At 72.9% G+C, this 20,885-nt stretch carries 16 protein-coding genes; 8 read left to right on the top strand and 8 right to left on the bottom strand.

Annotated elements, in window-relative coordinates; translation table 11 throughout:
* The first annotated feature begins 4 nt into the window (after positions 1–4).
* From HAV40_RS32115 to HAV40_RS32105, 3 genes are all read left to right on the top strand, one after another.
* Complete coding sequence (locus HAV40_RS32115; RefSeq protein ID WP_166387966.1) at positions 5–982, top strand: aldo/keto reductase; 978 nt, start codon at positions 5–7, stop codon at positions 980–982.
* A 92-nt stretch (positions 983–1,074) separates the two neighbouring features.
* Positions 1,075–1,758, top strand: a complete 684-nt coding sequence (locus HAV40_RS32110; RefSeq protein ID WP_239086983.1) for an FKBP-type peptidyl-prolyl cis-trans isomerase — start codon at positions 1,075–1,077, stop codon at positions 1,756–1,758.
* A gap of 137 nt (positions 1,759–1,895) precedes the next feature.
* A complete protein-coding gene (locus HAV40_RS32105) occupies positions 1,896–2,141 on the top strand; it encodes a hypothetical protein (protein WP_166387964.1) in 246 nt (81 codons plus the stop codon).
* Positions 2,142–2,144: 3 nt separating this feature from the next.
* On the opposite strand, the gene HAV40_RS32100 is transcribed toward HAV40_RS32105, so the two are convergent.
* The 4 genes from HAV40_RS32100 to HAV40_RS32085 all read right to left on the bottom strand — a co-directional run bounded on the left by HAV40_RS32100 (position 2,145) and on the right by HAV40_RS32085 (position 5,416).
* Complete coding sequence (locus HAV40_RS32100; protein ID WP_166387962.1) at positions 2,145–2,933, bottom strand: DUF1684 domain-containing protein; 789 nt, start codon at positions 2,931–2,933, stop codon at positions 2,145–2,147.
* A gap of 322 nt (positions 2,934–3,255) precedes the next feature.
* Complete coding sequence (locus HAV40_RS32095; RefSeq protein ID WP_239086982.1) at positions 3,256–3,663, bottom strand: rhodanese-like domain-containing protein; 408 nt, start codon at positions 3,661–3,663, stop codon at positions 3,256–3,258.
* Between the two features lie 2 nt (positions 3,664–3,665).
* Positions 3,666–4,139 carry a cysteine dioxygenase gene (locus HAV40_RS32090; protein ID WP_166387958.1) on the bottom strand — a complete coding sequence of 158 codons (474 nt, stop codon included), beginning with the start codon at positions 4,137–4,139 and terminating at the stop codon, positions 3,666–3,668.
* A 128-nt stretch (positions 4,140–4,267) separates the two neighbouring features.
* A complete protein-coding gene (locus HAV40_RS32085) occupies positions 4,268–5,416 on the bottom strand; it encodes an acyl-CoA dehydrogenase family protein (RefSeq protein WP_166387956.1) in 1,149 nt (382 codons plus the stop codon).
* Between the two features lie 237 nt (positions 5,417–5,653).
* On the opposite strand from HAV40_RS32085, the gene HAV40_RS32080 reads away from it, so the two are divergent.
* Positions 5,654–6,550, top strand: coding sequence for a universal stress protein (locus HAV40_RS32080; protein WP_166387954.1), 897 nt, complete (start codon positions 5,654–5,656; stop codon positions 6,548–6,550).
* Between the two features lie 94 nt (positions 6,551–6,644).
* Here the strand turns inward: HAV40_RS32080 and HAV40_RS32075 are convergent, their stop codons facing one another.
* From HAV40_RS32075 to HAV40_RS32060, 4 genes are all read right to left on the bottom strand, one after another.
* The gene (locus tag HAV40_RS32075) at positions 6,645–7,136 is read right to left on the bottom strand and encodes a DUF6328 family protein (protein ID WP_239086981.1); all 492 of its coding nucleotides are present in this window, start codon (positions 7,134–7,136) and stop codon (positions 6,645–6,647) included.
* A gap of 67 nt (positions 7,137–7,203) precedes the next feature.
* The gene (locus tag HAV40_RS32070) at positions 7,204–8,121 is read right to left on the bottom strand and encodes a 5'-3' exonuclease (RefSeq protein WP_166387952.1); all 918 of its coding nucleotides are present in this window, start codon (positions 8,119–8,121) and stop codon (positions 7,204–7,206) included.
* A gap of 94 nt (positions 8,122–8,215) precedes the next feature.
* Complete coding sequence (locus HAV40_RS32065) at positions 8,216–9,067, bottom strand: MHYT domain-containing protein (RefSeq protein ID WP_166387950.1); 852 nt, start codon at positions 9,065–9,067, stop codon at positions 8,216–8,218.
* Between the two features lie 87 nt (positions 9,068–9,154).
* Positions 9,155–11,923: a DEAD/DEAH box helicase gene (locus tag HAV40_RS32060; RefSeq protein WP_166387948.1), complete on the bottom strand. Its 2,769-nt coding sequence runs from the start codon at positions 11,921–11,923 to the stop codon at positions 9,155–9,157.
* Positions 11,924–11,977: 54 nt separating this feature from the next.
* On the opposite strand from HAV40_RS32060, the gene HAV40_RS32055 reads away from it, so the two are divergent.
* From HAV40_RS32055 to HAV40_RS32040, 4 genes are all read left to right on the top strand, one after another.
* A complete protein-coding gene (locus tag HAV40_RS32055; RefSeq protein WP_239086980.1) occupies positions 11,978–12,724 on the top strand; it encodes an HAD family hydrolase in 747 nt (248 codons plus the stop codon).
* Between the two features lie 173 nt (positions 12,725–12,897).
* Complete coding sequence (locus HAV40_RS32050; protein ID WP_166387946.1) at positions 12,898–14,508, top strand: FAD-dependent oxidoreductase; 1,611 nt, start codon at positions 12,898–12,900, stop codon at positions 14,506–14,508.
* A gap of 65 nt (positions 14,509–14,573) precedes the next feature.
* Positions 14,574–15,803, top strand: a complete 1,230-nt coding sequence (locus tag HAV40_RS32045; protein ID WP_166387944.1) for a cytochrome P450 — start codon at positions 14,574–14,576, stop codon at positions 15,801–15,803.
* 222 nt (positions 15,804–16,025) lie between these two features.
* Entirely contained in the window at positions 16,026–20,867 is a 4,842-nt protein-coding gene (locus HAV40_RS32040) for a non-ribosomal peptide synthetase (RefSeq protein WP_166387941.1), read from the top strand.
* Positions 20,868–20,885: the final 18 nt, after the last annotated feature.

Raw genomic sequence — 20,885 nt, 5'->3', positions numbered from 1 at the left:
CCTTATGGAGTACGTGAAGCTGGGCCGCACCGGCCTGGACGTGTCGCGGCTGAGCCTGGGCTGCATGAGCTACGGCGAGCCGAGCCTGGGCAGCCACACCTGGACGCTGCCCGAGGGCGAGTCCCGCCCGTTCATCAAGCGGGCGCTGGAGCTCGGGGTCAACTTCTTCGACACCGCCAACGTGTACTCGCTGGGCAGCAGTGAGGAGATCGTCGGGCGGGCGCTGCGCGACTTCGCCGACCGCGACGAGGTCGTGATCGCCACGAAGGTGTGGGGCGTGATGCGCCAGGGCCCGAACGGGCGCGGCCTGTCCCGCAAGGCGATCATGACGGAGATCGACCACAGCCTGCGGCGGCTCGGCACCGACTACGTCGATCTGTACCAGATCCACCGGTACGACCCGCACACGCCGCTGGAGGAGACCCTGGAGGCGCTGCACGACGTGGTCAAGGCGGGCAAGGCGCGCTACCTCGGCGCGTCCTCGATGTACGCCTGGCAGTTCGCCAAGGCGCTGCACACCGCCGACGCCCACGGCTGGACCAGGTTCGCCACCATGCAGAACCACTACAACCTGATCTACCGCGAGGAGGAGCGGGAGATGCTGCCGCTCTGCCTCGACGAGGGCGTCGGCGTGATCCCGTGGAGCCCGCTGGCCCGCGGCCGGCTGACCCGCGAGCCCGACACGGTCACCGCCCGCACCAAGGACGACGCCTTCGGCGAAGGTTTGTACGCCTCGACCGAGGCCGCCGACCGGGCCGTGATCGCCGAGGTCGGACGGATCGCGCGCGAACGCGGGGTGCCCCGCGCGCAGGTCGCGCTGGCCTGGGTGGCGAGCCGGCCGGGCATCGTCGCGCCGATCGTCGGCGCGACGAAACCGCAGCACCTGGAGGACGCGGTGGCGGCATTGGACCTGACCTTGAGCGCGGACGAGGTCGCCGCGCTGGAGCAGCCGTACGAGCCGCACCGGATCGCCGGGCAGTGACGCGCGCGCCCCGGTGCGTGAACCGGTAGCGTGTGCCCAGCCGTGGCAGGTGCCACACACAGACATGACGGCCGGCGGAGATTCGAGGATTCGTGAGCGGACAGGTGAAGGACCAGACGGAAGCCCGGCGGGCGACCAAGGCGGAGCGGCGGGAGGCCCGGGTCGCCGCGGCGCGGGCGGCCAAGCGCAAGAAGATCGTGTACGGCATGCTCGGCACGTTCTTCGGCGTGATCCTGCTGATCGGATTCGCTTTCCTGGTGTTCAAGGGCGGCGGCGACACCGACACGGCAGCGCAGCCGGGCGCGTCGGCCAGCACGGCCGCGACCGCCCCGGCTGCCGACCCGAACGCCCCGGACCCGAACGCGCCCGCCGCGAAGTTCCCGCCGCTGCCCGAGGGCGCCGACCCTGCGCTGGGCACCAAGCCGGTGGTGAGCAAGGGTACGGGCACCCCGAAGGAGCTGAAGGTCACCACCCTGGTCCAGGGCAAGGGCGCCACGGTCAAGGCCGGCGACAACATCACGGTGAACTACGTGGGCGTCAAGTACCCCACCGGCGAGCAGTTCGACGCGTCCTGGGACAGCAAGCAGGCGTACCCGGTGACCATCGGGGTCGGACAGGTCATCCCCGGCTGGGACCAGGGCCTGGTCGGCGTGAAGGTCGGCAGCCGGGTGCAGCTCGACATCCCGTCCAACCTGGCGTACGGCGACGGCCCTGACTCGCGGCTGCCCGGCCCGCTGCGGTTCGTGGTCGACGTGCTGGCGATCAACCCCGCCTGATCCGCGTCCCTCGCGGCAATCCGCCCCCGTCTGCCCGGCAGGCGGGGGCGGAGTCGTCTCCAGGAAGCAGGCGAATGGGGAAATCGCCTCATATCCGCTCCCATCGGGCTATGGTCGAGCAGCGGAAGGAGAGGGCGATGGCAACGAGCAAGATCGGCTGGATCACCGCCGGGGTCGTGTCCGCGGCGGCAGCGGGCGTGGGCGCGGTGATGGCGCTGCGCAACCGCCGCCATCAGGCGACCGAGGACAGCTACACGGCACTGGCCGGGCTGAGCACGCACCAGAACGGCAAGCACAAGAAGGACCGCGTCCCGCGCAAACTCAAGAAGAGCCGCGCGCACGCCGAAGCGCTGGCCTCCGGGCACGGTGGCCAGCACTGGTGAGGCTCAGCGGGGCGTACGCTCCCCCGCCTCCACGGCGATGGACAGCAGGTTCTCCGGCGGCGGCAGCGGGCAGGTGCCGTACTCGGTGAACGCGCACGGCATGTTGACGGCGCGGTTGAAGTCGACGACCGCCGCGCCGTCCACGCCCGGCTCGGGCACCGTCAGCGAACGCGCCCCGGCGTGCGTGGACACCCCGCTGGTCGCGTCGCGGAACAGCACCGACAGGCTGCCGTCCCCGGCGTCCATGGCGGTCAGCGCCTGCGGCACCCCGTCCACCGCGAACCGCAGCACGCCACGGGCGGACTGCTCATGGGTCAGCCCCGGAATCACCGCCCCGACGTGGACCGTCCGCGGCGTCTCGTAGGCCTCGAAGACCGCGTCCAGCGCCCAGCGCGGGTCCAGCGCGAACATGGGCACCCCGGCGAAGCCGGTCCGGGTGGGCGCCTGCGGGTCGCGCACACGCAGTGCGTACGCCCCACCGCGCTGGATGATCTCGACCAGGCGCTCGCCGTGGTCGAGCGTGATGCCACCGCCGCCCTCGACCGGGCTCAGCACCAGCTCGCCTTCGACGGGTTCGCCCGCGTGGCTGAGCCCCGCGGCGTCGGTCAGCAGCACGCCGTCGTCATGCACGCTCCAGCGTCCCGGCACGCCGGGCAGCGTGACCTCCTGCGCGGCGGGCAGCCAGTGCAGCGCGGTCAGGCTCAGCCAGCCGTGCGGCTCACGCAACTCCTCCTCGCGGGCGGCACGCCAGGCGTCCCACTCCTCTGCCAGCGTCCGGGGGTCGACGGCCATTGTCGTGCCTCCTCCTCGACGACGGAACTCCCGGCAGCCTGCCACGCCCGCCCCGCTCCCGCAAGATCACCAACGATGCCCAACGGGTTCGCCCGACCGACCACATCCCTCTCCCCCAAACCACCCATCCCGCCACCACGCCCACCCCAACCCGCCACCACGCCCACCCCAACCTGCCGCCACGCCCGCCCCAACCTGCCGCAACTCTTAAAGAGTCGCGGCATCACGGCAGCCCGGTAGCCCCAAGTCGTTAAGAGTTGTGGCGGGGGTGGCGGAGGGTGGCGGGGGGTGGCGGGGGTGGCGGGGGTGGCGGGGGTGGCGGTCAGGGCGTGGTGGGCAGGCCGGCGGACTGCCAGGCGGCGAAGCCGCCGGTGAGGTCGGTGGCGCGGTGCAGGCCCAGGTCCTGGAGGGCGGCGGCGGCCAGCGAGGAGGTGTAGCCCTCCTGGCAGAAGACCACGACAGGCAGGTCGTACCGGTCGGCGAGCGGCAGCCGGGCGTCGCTGCGCGGGTCGAGCCGCCATTCGAGCACGTTGCGCTCGATGATCAGCGCGCCGGGGATCTCGCCGTGCGTGGCGCGCTGAGCGGCGGGCCGGATGTCGATCAGCACCGCGCCGTCGCGGGAGGCGGCCGCGGCGGCGGGCGCGTCCAGGCGGGTCAGCCGAGCACGGGCGTCGGCCAGGATCTCGTCGATCCCGCGCGAGCCGGCGGGTGCGGGTGGGTCGGTCTGCACGCTCACCACTGTGCTCCCGCCCGGTCGACGGCCGCCACCAGCAGCCGTCCGCCGTCGAGGCGGTAGCGGGTCATGGTGGCCAGTTCGGGGCCGTACACGTGGACGCTGACGGCGGGCTCGGGTCCGGCGTTGACGATCTGGTGTATGTGGTGCTCGCCGAACTGGCGGGCCGCCCCGGCGGACAGCACCCGGCCGGTGAGCGCGGCGGAGCCGTCACGGCCGGTCACGGTGCGTTCGGTCAGCGCGCCGGCGACCACCACGAACGCACCGGCGCTGCCGCCGTGGTCGTGCAGGTCGGTCTCCTGGCCGGGCAGCCAGGTCAGCAGCCAGGCCTCGACGCCGGACCCGGCGAGCAGCCGGTGGTACCAGCGCTGCGCCGGGTCGAATCGCGGCGCGACCGGCCAGTCGCCGGGGTTGTCGGCCAGACGTCGGGCCGTACGCAGAGGGTCGGCCCGAACCCCGGTGGCGACGATCATTCAGATCACCTGCTTTTCCTAGCGGCTTTGTAGGAATTACATCACCAGGTCGCGCCGGGCACAACAGGAAACGCCGATCCGGATCGTGGCGCGTGCCACGGCTCCGGACCGGCGTACGGCGGAAGGTTCTAGTCCTTGGCCAGCGAGCGGGCGATGACCATGCGCTGGATCTGGTTGGTGCCCTCGACGATCTGCAGCACCTTGGCCTCGCGGAAGTAGCGCTCGACCGGGTGGTCGGCCACGTAACCCGCGCCGCCGAGCACCTGCACCGCGTCCGTAGCCACCTGCATGGCCATGTCGGTGGCGAACAGCTTGGTCTTGGCGGCCTCGATCGAGTACGGCAGTCCCGCGTCGCGCAGCCGGGCCGCGTGCAGCATCAGCGCCCGCGCCGCCGAGATCTGCGTGGCCGCGTCGGCCAGCATGAAGCCCAGGCCCTGCAGGTCGATGATCGGCTTGCCGAACTGCACCCGCTCGCGGGCGTAGTTCACCGCGTAGTCCAGCGCGCCCTGGGCCAGGCCGATGGCGCACGCGGCGATGCCCAGGCGGCCCGAGTCCAGCGCGCCCATCGCGATCCGGAAGCCCTCGCCCTCGCCGCCGATCAGCCGCTCGGCGGGCACGACCGTGTCGTCGAACGCGATCTGGGCGACCGGCGACGAACGCAGGCCCATGGTCTTCTCGCGGGTCTGCGGGTTCAGGCCCGGCGTGTCGGCGGGGGCCAGCAGGCAGGAGATGCCCTTCGGGCCGGGGCCGCCGGTACGGCAGAAGACGTTGTAGAAGTCGGCCACACCCGCGTGGGTGATCCACGCCTTGGTGCCGCTGACCCGGTAGGAGTCGCCGTCGCGTACCGCCTTCGTGGTCAGGTTCGCCGCGTCGGAGCCGCCCGCGGGCTCGGACAGGCAGTACGCGCCGAGCAGTTCGCCGCCGATCAGGTCGGGCAGCCAGCGCTCGCGCTGCTCCGCGGTGCCGTGGTGGGCCAGGGGGTAGCAGGCCAGGGTGTGCACGCTGACCGTCTCGGCGATGCCCACCCAGCGGCTGGCCAGGATCTCCAGCACCTGCAGGTAGACCTCGTACGGCTGTTCCGCGCCGCCGTACTCGGCGGAGTAGGGCAGGCCGAGCAGGCCGGAACGGCCCAGGGTACGGATCAGCTCGCGGGGGAACTCTCCGCGCGCCTCGAAGTCGTCGGCATGCGGGGCGAGCTCCTTGTCCGCGATCTCGCGGGTGAGTTCGAGCAGGTCGTGTGCTTCGGGGGTGGGAAGCAATCGGGTAACGCTGGGCATGGCGCCAGCTTAACGTTCGTTAGGCCTATCCGCCCGTCCGGATTCCGACCGCACGCACACCTCCTCCCATGATCGCGGTTTCGGGTCAAAACCTGTGGCCGGACCTGAGCTTTTGACCCGAAACGGCGATCTTGGCGGGCCGAGGCGCGGGGTGCTCGCCGGGGAGCGGGCCGTTCGTCACCGGAACAGGGAGGGAAAGGACATAGTGGAAGTGGGTCAAGTGCGGGGAGGCGGGCGGTGGGCGTCGGGCTGAGCGGGGCGGTGGTGGTGGGGGTGGACGGCTCCCCTGCGGCGGCGACGGCGCTGCGCTGGGCGGCCGACGAGGCCGCGCTGCGCGGGTTGCCCCTGAAGATCGTGTACGTGAGCGAGGACCCCGGCCCCCGGCAGGGCGACGGCGTCGCGGAGGCGGCGATCTCCTCGGCCGGGCACGAGGTGACCGAGCACGCGATGGCCGAGGTCCGCGCGATGCGCCCCGACATCACGCTGACGTCGGAGGTGCTGCGCGACGATCCCGCACACGGCCTGATCAGGGAGTCGGCGACGGCCGCGCTGGTGGTCGTCGGGAGCCGGGGCCACGGCGGGTTCCACGATCTGATGCTGGGCTCGACGAGCCTGCAGGTGTCGATGCACGCCCGCTGCGCGGTCGCCGTAGTACGCCCACCCGCAGCCCCGAAGCAGGCGGGGGTGGGCGCGGTGGGCCGGATCGTGGTCGGCGTGGACGGGTCGCCCCAGTCGGGCGCGGCGCTGGCGTTCGCCTTCGACGAGGCGGAACGGCGCGACTGCGGCATCACCGCCGTGCACGCGTGGCTGGGGCCGGTCACCACGGGCGCGGCGGGCATGCCGTTCGTGTACGACATCGACACGTTGCGCGACCAGGAGGAGTCGGTGCTGTCCACGGCGCTGGCGGGCTGGCACGACCGCCATCCGCGTGTCGACCTGCAGCGGATCACCGTGGAGTCCTCGGCGGCGGCGGCGCTGACCGAGCAGTCCATGGGCGCGCTGATGGTCGTGGTGGGCTGCCGTGGCCTGGGCGGCTTCACCGGCCTGCTGCTGGGCTCGGTCAGCCAGGCGCTGATCCACCACGCGGGCTGCCCGGTGGTGGTGGCACACCTGGGCGCCGAAAATAATCATTGACATGACGGATATATCGGTCTAACTTCAGAAGTGAAGCCCGACATATCTCACCAGTGAGATAAGCCGGGCTTCCCGCACGTCCGGGGTGGTCGGGTCAGTCGTCGGACGGGGCCGGCTTGGTCGCCAGCGGCAGCACATACCAGAGCAGCAGGTAGATCAAAGCCACGCCACCGCCGAGGAACCCCGCCCACGGCATGCCCACGACGACGTCCACCACCAGGTAGACCGCCATCACGATGGCGATCATCTCGAAGAACAGGCCGAACTGCGCCAGCACGTGCGCGGTCCGCACGATCTGCGGCTTGCGCCCCTCCCGGAACGACAGCCGGTGGTAGCTGACCGGGGCGATGAGCAGGGCCGCCGCGACGCCGCTGCACAGGAACGTGATCACGTACAGCACCCGCTCGGTGCCGTTGATCTTCTCGAAGCCCACCGAGAACGGCAGCGTCAGCAGGAACGCGAACAGGATCTGCACGCCGGTCTGTGCCACCCGCAGCTCCTGCAGCAGCTCCGAGTAGTTGCGATTCCACCGCTCGTCCGGGTCCTCCGCCGACTCCAGCCGCCGGTCGCCGTCGATGTCAGTCACTGTAGGCCTCCGCATCCCCAGGGTATGCCCGGACAAGCGCAGGTCATGCCGACACGGCGGGGGCTGTTTACCCCGCGTTCTCCGCGAGCGCGTCGACCAGCCGGCGGCACGGGCTGGCCAGGTTCCACTGCTCGGCCAGCGCCAGCAGCCGGTCCGGGTCGCGCGGCACCGCGGGCAGGGTCAGGTCGTGCTCGGGCAGCTTCAGGTCGGTGGCCACCCGCACCACCTTCGGCGCGACGGCCAGGTAGTCGGCGGCCGCCTCCAGTTTGGTGCGCAGGCCGGGCGCGAAGTCGGCGGCCGGGTCGGCCACGGCCGCCACGATGGCGTCCAGGCTGCCGTAGCGCTCGATGAGCCGGGCCGCGGTCTTCTCCCCCACGCCCGCCACGCCGGGCAGGCCGTCGCTCGGGTCGCCGCGCAGCGCCGCGAAGTCGGCGTAGCCGCTCGCCGGGACGGCGTACTTGGCGAGCACCGCGGCCTCGTCGCAGTCCTCCAGCTTGGCCACGCCCCGCCCGACGTACAGCAGGCGCACCCCGCGCTCGTCGTCGACCAGCTGGAACAGGTCCCGGTCGCCGGAGACCACCTCGACCGGCGGGCCTTGCGTCGCGGCGAGCGTACCGAGCACGTCGTCGGCCTCGTTGCCGTCCACCCCGTATGCCACGATGCCGACCGCGTCGAGCACCTCCAGCAGCAGGTCGACCTGCGGGGCCAGCTCGTCGGGCACCTCCTCGCCGCCCTCGGGGGCCAGGCGGTGCGTCTTGTACGTGCTGATCAGCGCCACCCGCCACGCGGGCCGCCAGTCGTAGTCCAGCGCGCACACCAGCCGGTCCGGGCGGCGGCCCTTGACCAGCGTGGTGACCATGTCGAGGAAGCCGCGCACCGCGTTGACCGGGGTCCCGTTCGGGGCCATCGCCGCCTTGGCGGGCACTCCGTGGAAGGCGCGGAAGTACAGGCTCGGCGCGTCGATGGCGAGCAGGGGTGCGGTCATGCCTGACAGCCTGCCACAGGCCTGGGACACCCGCCGCAGGACGCGTCCGCCCGTGCCACCGGAGCGGCACGGGCGGACGGGGACGTTCAGGCGGTCACTTGCCGCGCGGGGTGAACGCGGTGGGGCGGCGTACGGTGCCGCGCTGCTGGGCGACCGCGGCGGCCTCCTCGCGGGCGGCCTGCACCCGGTCGAGGTACGCGCGGGCGGCCATGTCCTCCTCGGTGGGGGCCGCGCCGATCGCGAAGACCAGGCCGCCGATCACCAGCAGCACCAGCACGCCGATCGGCACCAGCAGGTTCGCCGCGGACGCGCCGCTGGTGGCGCCGCCGAGGGTCGGCGTGGTCAGCTTCACCGACATCGCGGCCATGCCGGTGTAGTGCATGCCGCACACCGCGACGCCCATCAGCAGGGCCGCGCCCGCGATGGCCAGCGGCTTGGACAGCACGACGGTGAACCACAGCGCCACGGTGGCGGCCACCACGGCGATCAGCACCGAGGCGGCGACCAGGCTGGTGTCGTACGACACGTCGCCGTTCAGCCGCATCGCGAACATGCCGATGTAGTGCATACCGGCCACACCGACGCCGGTGAAGATGCCGCCGATGACGATCCGGGCGACGTTGGGCTTGCCGAAGCCGACGATCCACAGGCCGAGGCTGACGACCACGATCGCGACCACCGCGCTGATCGCGGTGCGCGCGATGTCGTAGCGGATCTGCGCGCCGGTCACGCTGAAGCCGAGCATGGCCATGAAGTGCATGGCCCAGATGGCCGTGCCGCCCAGCGCCCAGGCCGCCAGCACGATCCACCAGAAGCGCTGCTTGTTGGTGGTCGCGGTGCGCATGCGCGCGGTGCAGATCAGGCCCAGCGTGGAGCCCAGGATGGACAGCGCGTACGCCACACCGGGCGTGACAAGTCCGTGGGTGAAGTGGTGCACGTCGGCCATGGCGGTCGACCCTTTCGGCTCGTCATACAGTGAGCGGTGTTCGCTTTTTTGCATGATCCCGGAAGAGTGTTTGCCCTGGCAACTCGGTCAGACCACCGCAGTGTACGCAAGTACCCCTCTATTAACCGCGTCCATCGCCGTCCGCGCGGTCTCACGCAGCGACGATGGCGCACCTGTGGCGTCGGCAATCTGACCTAAAAGATCAATGACCTGTCTCGCCCATCGGACGAAGTCGCCGGCGGGCATGTCGCCGTCCAGACTGTGCCCGCTGGCCAGCACCTTCGCCAGCGGCTCGCCCTTGGCCCAGCGGTACATCGGCCACACGAAACCGAGATCGGGTTCCTTGGTCTGGGCCAGGCCGAGCCGCCGCTCGTCCGTGCCCAGCTGGTAGAAGGTGCGCACGGTCGCGTCGACGGCGGTGGCGACCGGGCCGCGCGGCACCGACGCCTGCTCGTCGACGTCGCGGCGGGCCTCGTAGAGCACCACGGACACGGCCGCGGCCAGCTCGTGCGGCTCCAGGCCCTCCCACACGCCGGTCCGCAGGCACTCGGCGACCAGCAGGTCGGCCTCGGTCCAGATCCGCGCCAGCATCCGTCCGGGCGCGGTGACCTCGCCGTCCGGGCCCAGGTATCCGCGCTCGGTCAGCAGCTCGCAGATGCGGTCGAAGGTGCGCGCCAGCGAGCCGGTGCGGTTGCTCACCTTGTCGCGCAGGTTCTCGTTGTCCTTGAACAGCCGCTGGCGGCGCTCGGCCCAGCGGGCGTGGTCCTCGCGCTCCGGGCAGGCGTGGCACGGGTGCGCCCGCATCGCCTTGCGCAGCGACAGCAGCTCGCGGTCCTCGTGGCTGCCGTTGCCGCCGCGCCGACGCCGCCCGCCACCGCGCGCCACGTCGATGGTGCGCAGCGACGAGGCCAGGTCGCGCCGCTCGGCCGGGGCCCGGTGGTTGAAGTGCCGGGGCACCCGCACCCGGCCCACGACCTCGACCGTCCCGGCGAACTCGCCCGCCGAGATGCGCCCGGCCCAGCGGTCCTCGGTCAGCACGACCGGGCGCGGCTCGCCGAAGCCGCCGACGCCCGGGTCGAGCACGATGGCCAGCCCCGAGTGCTTGCCCGACGGGATCTTGATCACGTCGCCGACCTTCAGCTGCTCCAGCGACGCGACCGCCGCCGCCCGGCGCTCCTGCTGGCTGTTGCGGGTCAGCTGCTTCTCGCGGTCGGCGATGGCCACCCGCAGCGCGAAGTACTCGGCGAAGTCGCCGTGCTCGCAGGCCAACTCGGTGTCGTACACGGAGAGCACCTCGTTGTTGCGCTGCACCTGGCGGGCCAGGCCGACCACCGAGCGGTCGGCCTGGAACTGCGCGAACGAGGACTCCAGCAGGTCGTGGGCGCGCGCCGCGCCGACCGAGCCGACCAGGTTCACCGACATGTTGTACGACGGCCGGAAGCTCGACCGCAGCGGATACGTCCGGGTGGAGGCCAGCCCGGCGACGTGGCGCGGATCCACCTCCGGCCCCCAGACGACCACCGCGTGGCCCTCCACGTCGATGCCGCGACGCCCGGCCCGTCCGGTGAGCTGCGTGTACTCCCCCGGCGTCAGGTCGACATGCGCCTCGCCGTTGTACTTGACCAGCCGCTCCAGCACCACGCAGCGGGCCGGCATGTTGATGCCCAGTGCCAGCGTCTCGGTGGCGAACACGGCCTTGACCAGGCCGCGGACGAACAGCTCCTCGACGACCTCCTTGAACGCGGGCAGCATGCCCGCGTGGTGGGCGGCCAGGCCGCGCTCCAGCCCGTCCAGCCAGTCCCAGTAGCCGAGCGCGGCCAGGTCCTCGTTGGGGATGTTAGCGATCTTGCGCTCGACCACGGCGCGGATCTCGGTGCGCTCCTCCGGCGAGGTCAGCCGCATGCCCGACTGCAGGCACTGCTGCACCGCCGCGTCGCAGCCCGCCCGGCTGAACACGAACATGATGGCCGGGAGCAGCCGCTCGCCCTCCAGCTTCTCCACGATCTCGGGACGGTTCGGGGCCGGGCCGCGCCGCCCCCGGCCGCCACGGCCGCGCCGCAGGTCCACGGCGTCCATCCGGCGGGCCACCTCGCGGGTGTGCCGCAGCAGCTCCGGGTGCACCTCGTGGGCGCGGGCCGCCTCCGAGTCGTGGAACAGGTCGAACATGCGCTTGCCGACGAGCATGTGCTGCCACAGCGGCACCGGCCGGTGCTCACTGACCACGACCTCGGTCCTCCCGCGTACGGTGACCAGCCAGTCGGCGAACTCCTCGGCATTGGACACGGTCGCCGACAGCGACACCAGCGTCACCGAGGCGGGCAGGTGGATGATGACCTCCTCCCACACCGCGCCCCGGAACCGGTCGGCCAGGTAGTGCACCTCGTCCATGACCACGTAGGACAGTCCGGCCAGCGCGGCCGAGCCGACGTAGAGCATGTTGCGCAGCACCTCGGTGGTCATCACGACCACCGGCGCGTCGCCGTTGATGGAGTTGTCGCCGGTCAGCAGGCCGACCTTGTCCGCGCCGTAGCGCGCCACCAGGTCGTGGAACTTCTGGTTGGACAGTGCCTTGATCGGCGTCGTGTAGAAGCACTTGCGGCCCTGCTGCAAGGCCAGGTGCACGGCGAACTCGCCGACCACCGTCTTGCCCGCGCCGGTCGGCGCGCACACCAGCACGCCGCTGCCGCGCTCCAGCGCCGCGCACGCGGTCCGCTGGAAGGGGTCGAGGGCGAAGCTGAGCCCGGTGGCGAACTCGTCGACCAGGGGAGAGGCGGCGGGGGTCTTACGGCCTTCGGTGGTGGTCGCTGGTCGGGCGTCCGACCCGGTGCCGGGTCGCCGCTCGGCGGGGCTCGTCATACCGCAAAGGCTAGGCGAAAGAGGCCAGTCGGCGCAGGTCGGTATCCTGCTGACGTGCCCGAGTCCCTGCCGCAGCCGTCCGCCCACCCGGCACGGATCGACGGTCAGCGCGCCCTCGATGCCGTGCTCTTCGATTTCCACGGCACGCTGGCCATGACCGTGGACCCGGTCGCCTGGGTCACCGCGGCCGCCGCCGACTGCGGCGTCACGCTGGACCGGGGCAGGGCCACGGTGCTGGCCGACCGCCTTTCCACGGCCGGTGCGCTGCCGGGCGTGTCGCCGCCGGTGCGGGTGCCGGTGGCGCTGTCCGAGGCCTGGGCGGACCGCGATCTGTACGAGCACGCCCACCGGCAGGTGTACACCGGCCTGGCGGCGACCGTGCCCAACGACGTCCCCGGGCTGGCCGACGCCCTCTACGCGCGGGTGCTGACCCCGGCCGGGTGGACGCCCTATCCCGACGTGATGAACACGCTGACCACGCTGCGGGCCGCCGGGGTCCGCACCGCGCTGGTCAGCAACATCGGCTTCGACCTGCGCCCGCTGCTGGACGCCTGGGGCCTGACCGCGCTGTTCGACACGCTCGTGCTGTCGTACGAGGTCGGCTGCATCAAGCCCGATCCGAAGATCTTCCTGCGGGCCTGCGGCATGCTGTCGGTCGACCCCGAACGCGCCCTCATGGTCGGCGACACCCCTGCCGACGCGGGCGCCGTCAACGCCGGCTGCGCCGCCCTCGTCGTCCCCGCCGCCTCCCCCGGCCGCCCCAACGGCCTCCACCGCGCCGTCTCCCTCGCCCTCTCCTGACCCACCCCCACCCCCACCCCCGCCCAGCCAGCCGCAACTCTTAAAGAGTCGCGGCGTCAACCAGACCTGGATGCGGCAAGTCTTTAAGAGTTGCGGCGGGAAAGGGTGGGTTGGCGGCCGCGAATTGTGCGGATTCGGGGCGGGTTGGGAGGGTGGGCGCGAAGAATGAGGCCATGCGTGTGGTGGTGGATCTGACCAAGTGCCAGGGGTATGCGCAGTGTGCGTTTCTGGCTCCTGAGGCTTTTCGGATGGTCGGCGACGAGGCGCTCATGTTCGACCCGGCGCCGTCGGACGACCAGCGGGTGAAGGTGCTGCGGGCGGCGGCCGCGTGCCCGGTGCAGGCGTTGCAGGTCGACATGGCCGACCTGCCGCTCCCGCCGCCCGGGGAGACGGTCGTGGCGGCCAAGGGCGACCGGTTGCGCCGGGACGGGCGCATCGTCATCGTGGGGGCGTCGCTGGCCGGGTTGAAGGCCGCCGAGCAGCTGCGGGCCGAGGGGTTCAGCGGCTCGCTGACGGTGATCGGCGACGAGCCGGAGGAGCCGTACGACCGGCCGCCGCTGTCCAAGCAGGTGCAGACCGGTTTCGTGACCTCGGCTGACACGACGCTGCCGCGACGGCGCGACGTCGACGCGCAGTGGCGGCTCGGGGTCGCGGCCAGCAGCCTGGACCTGGAGCGCAAGCGGGTGGTGCTGGCCGACGGCGCGGAGGTCGAGTTCGACCGGCTGCTCGTGGCGACCGGGGTGCGGGCGAGGCCGTGGCCGGTGCCGGAGGAGGCTGCGCTGGACGGGGTGTTCACCATCCGGACCAGGGGCGACGCCGCCGGGCTGCGCGAGCGCCTGATGGCGCACCCGAGCCGGGTGCTGGTGATCGGGTCCGGGTTCACCGGCTCCGAGATGGCCTCGGTCTGCGTCGAGCTGGGCATCCCGGTGACGGTGGCCGAGGCGGGCCCGGGGCCGCTGTCGGGGGCGCTGGGCGGGGTGATGGGCCGGATCTCGGCGGGCATCATGCGCGAGCACGGCGTGGACCTGCGTACGCACACGAAGGTGAACGCGCTGCAGGGCGAGGACGGCAAGGTGCGCCGGGCGGTGCTGTCGGACGGCACCACCATCGAGGTGGACGTCGTCGTGGTGGCGCTGGGCGGCATCCGCAACGTGGAGTGGCTGGAGAGCGCCGGGCTGGCCGTGGGCGTATGGGGCCTGGCCTGCGACGCGGGCTGCCGGGCGTTCACCGCCGCGGGCCTGGTCACCGACGATGTCTTCGTCGCCGGGGACGTGGCCCGCCAGCCGCAGCCGATGTTCGGCTACCAGTTCCTGGCGATGGAGCACTGGGGCAACGCGGTCACCCAGGCCGAGGTCGCCGCGCACAACATGATCAGTGGTGAGACCGACCGCTGGCCGCACCTGGAGATGCCCGCGTTCTGGTCGCTGCAGTTCGGCCACAACATCAAGTCGGTGGGCGTGCCGCCGATCGCCGACCAGATCGCGATCACGCAGGGCTCGGTGGAGAGCCGGCAGTTCGTCGCCGCGTACGGGTACAAGGGCCGGGTCGTCGGCGCGGTGAGCTGGAACCAGGGCAAGTGGCTCGACTTCTACGAGCAGCTCATCGAGCAGGCCGCGCCGTTCCCGCTGCCGTACGACATGACCAACCCGCCGGCGGACCGCACCCCGGTGCCCGCCGAGTTCCCGGAGCGGACCTACCCCGGCCGGGAGGCGACCGTCGTGGTCACCGGCCACGACCCCAGCGAGCGCCGCGCCGTGCTGGTCCGGCCGAACCGGCGACGCTGAGGCAGGAGCGAGCACATCATGAGCACCGTGTCGTACGACGGTGACGAGCGCAGCGAGGAGCCGTCATGACCGAACCCAGTCTCTTCCAGGAGATCACCGACTTCGGCAGCCGGGCCAACCCGTGGCCGCTGTACGAGAAGCTGCGCAGCCAGCCGGTGTGGCTGGAGGCCGACGGCAGTTTCGTGGTCAGCACGTTCCGGGAGATCTACGCGCTGCTGCACGATCCCCGGATCAGCTCCGATCCGGCGAACCTGCTGCCGGAGTTCGCCGACAAGGCCGGGCCGCTGGCGCAGGCGGGCAGCAACCTGCCGCCGAGCTTCATCCGCACCGACCCGCCGCGCCACGACACGCTGCGCCGTATCGCGATGCGCCAGTTCGGCCCGCCGCACCGGCCGGACCGCGTCGACAAGCTGACGCCGCTGCTGGAGGACGTGGTCACCAAGCTCATCGACGGTCTCGCCGACCGGCAGCAGTGCGACCTGGTCGACGACGTCGCGTACCCGTTCCCGGTCGCGGCGATCACCGGCCTGCTCGGGGTGCCGCCGGAGGACGAGCCGCGGTTCAGCCAGTGGGTCGGGCCGATCGTGGACTCGACGGGCAAGGACTCCCCCGAGGTGGCCCAGCAGCGTGCCGACGCGTTCCAGCAGCTGGGCATGTACATGTTCCAGCTCGCGCAGAGCAAGCGGGCCAATCCGGGCGACGACATGCTGTCCGGCTTCGTCACCGACGACGGCCCGGATGGGCGGCTGGAGGGCGGCGACCTGTTCTCGGCGCTGATCCTGCTGCTCATCGCCGGGCACGAGACCACGGTGAACCTGATCGCCAACGGCTGGCTGACCCTGCTGCGCCACCCGGAGGCGCTGGAGCGGCTGCGCACCGAGCCCGACTACGCCGTGCGGATGGTCGAGGAGCTGCTGCGGTACGAGGGCTCGGTGCACTTCCTGCCCAACCGTACGGCGGTCGCCGACATCGAGATCGGCGGCACGACGATCCGCAAGGGCCACCCGATCGTGCTGGTGCTGGCGTCGGGCAACCGCGACACCGAGTGCATCCCGCACGCCGACCGGTTCGACCCGGACCGGGCCGACAACGTGCACCTGGCGTTCGGCAACGGCGTGCACTACTGCTTCGGCGCGCCGCTGGCCCGGTTGGAGGCACAGCTCGCGCTGACCCAGTTGGCCAAGCGGCTGCAGAACCCGAGGCTCGTGAGCGACCCGCCGCCCTACCGGCCGAGCCCGGTGCTGCGGGGGCCGATCCACCTGCCGATCGCCTACGACGGGGTGCTGCCGAACTGAACCTCAGCAGTTCAGACACCAAGATTAGTACGTTTGTTCGAACCGGTCCAGGCCAGCGCCTGGGCCGGTTCCGTATAACGGTGATCTTTTGTGGACTGTCCCCGAACGACGGTTCTGGTAACGAGCGAAGGCCGAGTACGCTACCCGACTGACACAGGTGAGCATGGATGCGACCCCGCTGAGCGGACGCGCGTCCGGCCAGGTCTAGCTGGGAGGATCTGCATGGCGGAGCGCATCCACGAGGCGTTCGAGCAGCAGGTCCGGGTAGGACCGGACCGGGTCGCGGTGATCGCCGGGCGGGCGCGCACGACCTATGCCGCACTCGACGACCGGGCCGAGCGGGTGGCCGGACTGCTGCGCCGGGCCGGGGCCGGGCCGGGCACGCTGGTCGGCGTCTGTGTCGCCCGCGACGAGCACCTGCTGCCGACCCTGCTGGGCGTGCTGAAGACCGGCGCGGCGTACGTGCCGCTGGACCCGGCCTACCCCTCGCAGCGGCTGGCGTACATCGCCGCCGACGCGGGCATGGCCCTGGTCGCCACCGCGCGGTCGGTGCGGGCCGCGCTCGACGGGCTGGACCTCACCACGGTCCTGGTCGACGAACCCGCCGACACCGGCAGGTTCGCGGAACCGGAGCGCACCGGCGCGGCCGACGACCCCGCCTACGTCATCTACACCTCCGGCTCCACCGGCCAGCCGAAAGGCGTCGTCGTGGAGCACCGGCAGACGATGAACCTGCTGCGCTGGGAGGCGGCGCACTACCCCGCCGAGGAACTGCGCGGCATGCTGGCCACCGCCTCGATCTGCTTCGACCCGTCGGTCAGCCAGCTGTTCCTGCCGCTGATCGCGGGCGGCACGGTGATCCTGGCCGACAACCTGCTGGCGCTGCCGACCCTGCCCGCCCGCGACGAGGTGACCACCGTGTACGGCGTGCCGTCCGCGCTGGCGGCGCTGCTGCGCGACCCGCTGCCGCCGGGCGTGCGCGCCGTGTTCGCCGGTGGCGAGCCGCTGACCCGGTCCCTGGTCGACCGCATCTACGCCAACCCCGGCGTGCGCCGGGTGCGCAACCTGTACGGGCCGACCGAGTGCACCACCACCTGCGCGATCGCCGAGATCGACCGGGACGCCGTGGGTGAGCCGCCGATCGGCGGCCCGATCGCGGGCGCGGTGCTGTCCGTACGCGACGGGGCGGGCCGCCCGGTCCCGGACGGCGAGCTGGGCGAGCTGTGGATCGGCGGCCCCGTGGTGGCGCGCGGCTACCTCGGGCGGGAGTCGGCCGCGTTCGCCGTCGAGCCCGGCGGCGGCCGGGTGTACCGCTCGGGCGACCTGGTCCGGCGCGACGGCGAGGTGCTGCGTTTCGCGGGCCGGGCCGACGACCAGGTGAAGATCCGGGGCTACCGGGTGGAGCCGGGCGAGGTGGAGGCGGTGCTGGTACGCCACCCGGCGGTGCGGCGCGCGTGCGTGCTGGCACGGGCCGACGGCGACGGTGCGGCGTACCTGGTCGGGCATGTCGAGGCGGCCGGGGTCGACGAGCGGGAGCTGCGCGCCTGGCTGCGCGGGCAGGTGCCCGAGCACCTGGTGCCGACCCGGTTCCGGGTCGCCGAGCGGCTGCCACTCAACCCGAACGGCAAGATCGACAAAGCGGCGCTGCCGGAGGTCGCGGCGGGACGGGACGACGCGACGCCTTACGTCGCGCCGCGCACCGCGACCGAGGCCACGCTGGCGGAGCTGGCCGGGCAGGTGCTGGGGCTGCCCGCGGTCGGGGTGCTGGACCGCTTCGGCGAGCTGGGCGGGCACTCGCTGACCGCCGCCCGCCTGTGCACGCTCGCCGGTCGCGCGTTCGACACCACCGTCCCGCTGGCGGCCTTCCTCGCCGAGCCGACCGTCGCCGCCCTCGCCGCGCTGGTGACGGCCGAGCCGACCGTGGCCGTGCTCGCCGCGCTGCAGACTCCCGGGCAGGCCGGGGCGGAGCGGCGGCCCGGTCAGGTGCGCCGCGCCGACGGCGGGCGTCACCCGTTGACGCCGACGCAGCGGGAGCTGTGGACGCTGCGGCAGATCAGCACCGTGCCGCAGGTGACCACGGTGGCGTTCCGGGCGCGCCTGACCGGGCCGGTCCCCGCCGACGGGCTGCGCCGGGCGCTGGGCGCGCTGGTGTCGCGGCACGAGGTGCTGCGCAGCCGGGTGGTCGAGCAGGACGGCGAGCCGGTCGCGGTCGTGGGCGCGTACACCGATGTCCCGGTGGGTGAGCACGACCTGCGCGGGCTGGCCCCGGACGAGCGGGACCGCGCGGCCGCCGCGATCGCGGCCGGGGCGACCCGGCACTGCTTCGACCTGGCCGCGCCGGTGGCACTGCTGCGGGCGGAGCTGATCCGGCTGGCCGACGGCGTCGCGGAACTGGTCGTCGTCAGCGACCACGTGGCCTTCGACGGCTGGTCGGTCGGGGTGCTGCTCACCGCGCTGGCCGCCGAACTCGCCGAGCCGGGCGCGGCTGCCGGTCCGGCGGTGCAGGTCGGCGACGTCGCGCTGCGGGCCGATCCACGCGCCGGGCAGGCCGCCGCGTCGTGGGCGCGGGAACTGGCCGACGCGTCGCCGCCCGACCTGTTCACCGGTCACGGCGGGTTCCGGGGCGGGCGGCTGACCCGGCCGCTGCCGCCCGCGCTGGTCGACGGCCTCACGAAGCTGGCCACCGGCTGCGGCGCGAGCCTGTTCGCCGGTTACCTGACCGGGCTCGGGCTGCTGCTGGCCGGGCTCACCGCCCGCGCCGACGTGCTGGTGGGCGCGGTCGCGGCCCGCCGGGCCGAACCCGAACGCGACGGCGTCATCGGCCCGCTGGTGGACGTGCTGCCGGTCCGGCTGCGCCTGGACTCGCACACGACCCTGCGGGAGGCCGTCGCCGCGTCGGCGGCGACCACGGCGCGGGCGCTGGACCTGCCCCGGCCGTCCACCGAGGACCTGTTCCACGCGATCGGCACCCAGCCGCGCGGCGCGATGATCACGCCGGTGGTGCTGTCGGCCCAGCCGTCGGGCATGCCGGTGCGCGCCGAACACGGCGGGATCGCCCTGGAGCTGCTTGGCGAGCTCGGCTGCGGCGGCGCGCAGAACACGCTGACCGTGTACGTCAACGAGACCGCGACCGGCAGCGAGCTGCAGGTGGAGTACGACCTCGACCTGCTGGACGACGCCGCCGCGCACGCCTTCGCCGATCGGCTGCTGCTGACGCTGTCGCGGCTGCCCGGCGACCCGGACCGGCCGCTGGCGCAGGTGCCGCTGGTCGACGACGCTGAGCAGGCGGAGCTGCTGCGGCGGGCCGCCGGACCGGCTCTCGACCCGCCCGCCACGGTCGTGGACGTGATCGCGCGGCAGGTCGGGCAGCGCCCGGACGACACGGCCGTGGTCGGCCCGGCGGGGCGGCTGACGTTCCAGGAGCTGTGGGACCTGTCGACCGAGGTCGCGGCGGTGCTGCGGGAGGCGGGTGCGGGCCGGGGCGACGTGGTCGGGGTGTGCCTGCCCCGCGACCACCGGCTGCCGTCGACGCTGCTCGGGGTGTGGCGCGCCGGTGCGGCGTACCTGCCGCTGGAGCCGGAGGTGCCCGCCGAGCGGCTGGCCTGGCTGGCCACCGACGGCGGCGCGCGGCTCGTGCTGTGCCGTACGGCCACCGCCGCCGTCGCGGCCACGGTGGCCGGGACCAGCGCGCTCGACCTGGACACGGTGGCCTCCGCAGGTCCGGTGGACCTGGAGCCGGTACGCGGCGAGGACCTGACCTACCTGCTCTACACCTCCGGTTCGACGGGCACGCCGAAGGGCGTCGCCGTGGCGCAGGCGGGGCTCGCCTCGCTGGCGGCCTCGCTGGGCGTCGAGCCGGGCATCGGGCCCGGTGACCGGATGCTCGCCGTGGCGACGCTGAGCTTCGACACGTCGTGCGCGGAGATCTGGTCGAGCCTGTCGGCCGGGGCCTGCTGCGTGGTCGTCGAACGCGACGCCGCCGTCGACGGGCACCGCCTCGCCGAGCGCCTCGCCGAGCACCGGATCACCGCGATGAATGTGCCGCCGACGATGCTGCGCACCCTGCTGGCGTCCGGCTGGGCCGGGCAGCCGGGGCTGCGGGTGTGGAGCGGCGGCGAGACCCTGGACCCGGCCCTGGCCCGGGACCTGCTCGGCCGGGTCGGCGAGCTGTGGAACGTGTACGGCCCCACCGAGGCGACCGTGCTGTCGGCCGCGTACCGGGTGCACGCCGTGGACGAGACCGTGCCGATCGGGCACCCGCTGCCCGGTGAGCGCCTGTACGTCGTGGACCCGCTGGGCAGGCTGACCCCGCCCGGGTCGCCCGGCGAGTTGTGGATCGGCGGCGCGGGACCGGCGCTGGGCTACCACCTCCGCGCCGAGCTGAGCGCGGCCGCGTTCGTGGCCGACCCGTTCCGGCCCGGCGGGCGCTGCTACCGCACCGGCGACCTGGTGCGGCTGCGCCCGGACGGCGAGCTGGTCTTCTGCGGCCGCCGCGACCACCAGCTGAAGATCCGGGGCTACCGGGTCGAGCTGGGTGAGATCGAGTCGGCGCTGCGCGAGCATCCGCTGGTCGGGCACGCGGTCGTGGTCGCGCACGGCCGCGACGCCGAGGCCCATCTCGTCGGCTACCTGGCCGGTACGGAGATCACCGGCGCGGAGGCGGCCCGGTTCCTGAGGGAGCGGCTGCCCGAGTACCTGGTGCCGCACCGCTGGGTGGTGCTGGCCGCCTTCCCGGTCCTGCCCAGCGGCAAGGTCGACATGGCCGCGCTGCCCCTGCCGGGAGCCGACCGCCCGCACACCCCGCCCGAGTCGGTGATGGAGCAGCTGGTCTCCGAGATCTGGGCGCAGACGCTGACCGCCGAGTGCATCGGCGCCGACGACAGTTTCTTCGGCCTGGGCGGGCACTCGCTGGCCGCGACGCGGGTCGCCGGGCGGCTGCGCGACACCCTGGGCTGCGCCGTGCCGGTGCGGCTGCTGTTCGACCACCCGGTGCTGGCGGAGTTCGCCAGGCGACTGGAAGACCTCGTCATCGCCGACATCGCGGCCGGATCCGGCCACCACTGAGCCTGGGGGACCCCCAAC

The organism is Catellatospora methionotrophica, assembly GCF_011297335.1.
In the GTDB taxonomy this organism is placed as follows: Bacteria; Actinomycetota; Actinomycetes; order Mycobacteriales; family Micromonosporaceae; genus Catellatospora; species Catellatospora methionotrophica.
The sequence above is the reverse complement of the archived record's forward strand: the minus strand, read 5'-3'. Positions and strand labels throughout refer to the sequence as shown.

Excerpts from the sequence above, each read along its gene's own strand:
- HAV40_RS32105 (WP_166387964.1), top strand. The coding sequence starts at position 1,896 with ATGGCAACGAGCAAGATCGGCTGGATCACCGCCGGGGTCGTGTCCGCG.
- HAV40_RS32065 (WP_166387950.1), bottom strand. The coding sequence starts at position 9,067 with ATGGCCGACGTGCACCACTTCACCCACGGACTTGTCACGCCCGGTGTG.
- HAV40_RS32045 (WP_166387944.1), top strand. The coding sequence starts at position 14,574 with ATGACCGAACCCAGTCTCTTCCAGGAGATCACCGACTTCGGCAGCCGG.
- HAV40_RS32060 (WP_166387948.1), bottom strand. The coding sequence starts at position 11,923 with ATGACGAGCCCCGCCGAGCGGCGACCCGGCACCGGGTCGGACGCCCGA.
- HAV40_RS32100 (WP_166387962.1), bottom strand. The coding sequence starts at position 2,933 with ATGGCCGTCGACCCCCGGACGCTGGCAGAGGAGTGGGACGCCTGGCGT.
- HAV40_RS32085 (WP_166387956.1), bottom strand. The coding sequence starts at position 5,416 with ATGCCCAGCGTTACCCGATTGCTTCCCACCCCCGAAGCACACGACCTG.
- HAV40_RS32090 (WP_166387958.1), bottom strand. The coding sequence starts at position 4,139 with ATGATCGTCGCCACCGGGGTTCGGGCCGACCCTCTGCGTACGGCCCGA.
- HAV40_RS32050 (WP_166387946.1), top strand. The coding sequence starts at position 12,898 with ATGCGTGTGGTGGTGGATCTGACCAAGTGCCAGGGGTATGCGCAGTGT.
- HAV40_RS32115 (WP_166387966.1), top strand. The coding sequence starts at position 5 with ATGGAGTACGTGAAGCTGGGCCGCACCGGCCTGGACGTGTCGCGGCTG.
- HAV40_RS32040 (WP_166387941.1), top strand. The coding sequence starts at position 16,026 with ATGGCGGAGCGCATCCACGAGGCGTTCGAGCAGCAGGTCCGGGTAGGA.
- HAV40_RS32070 (WP_166387952.1), bottom strand. The coding sequence starts at position 8,121 with ATGACCGCACCCCTGCTCGCCATCGACGCGCCGAGCCTGTACTTCCGC.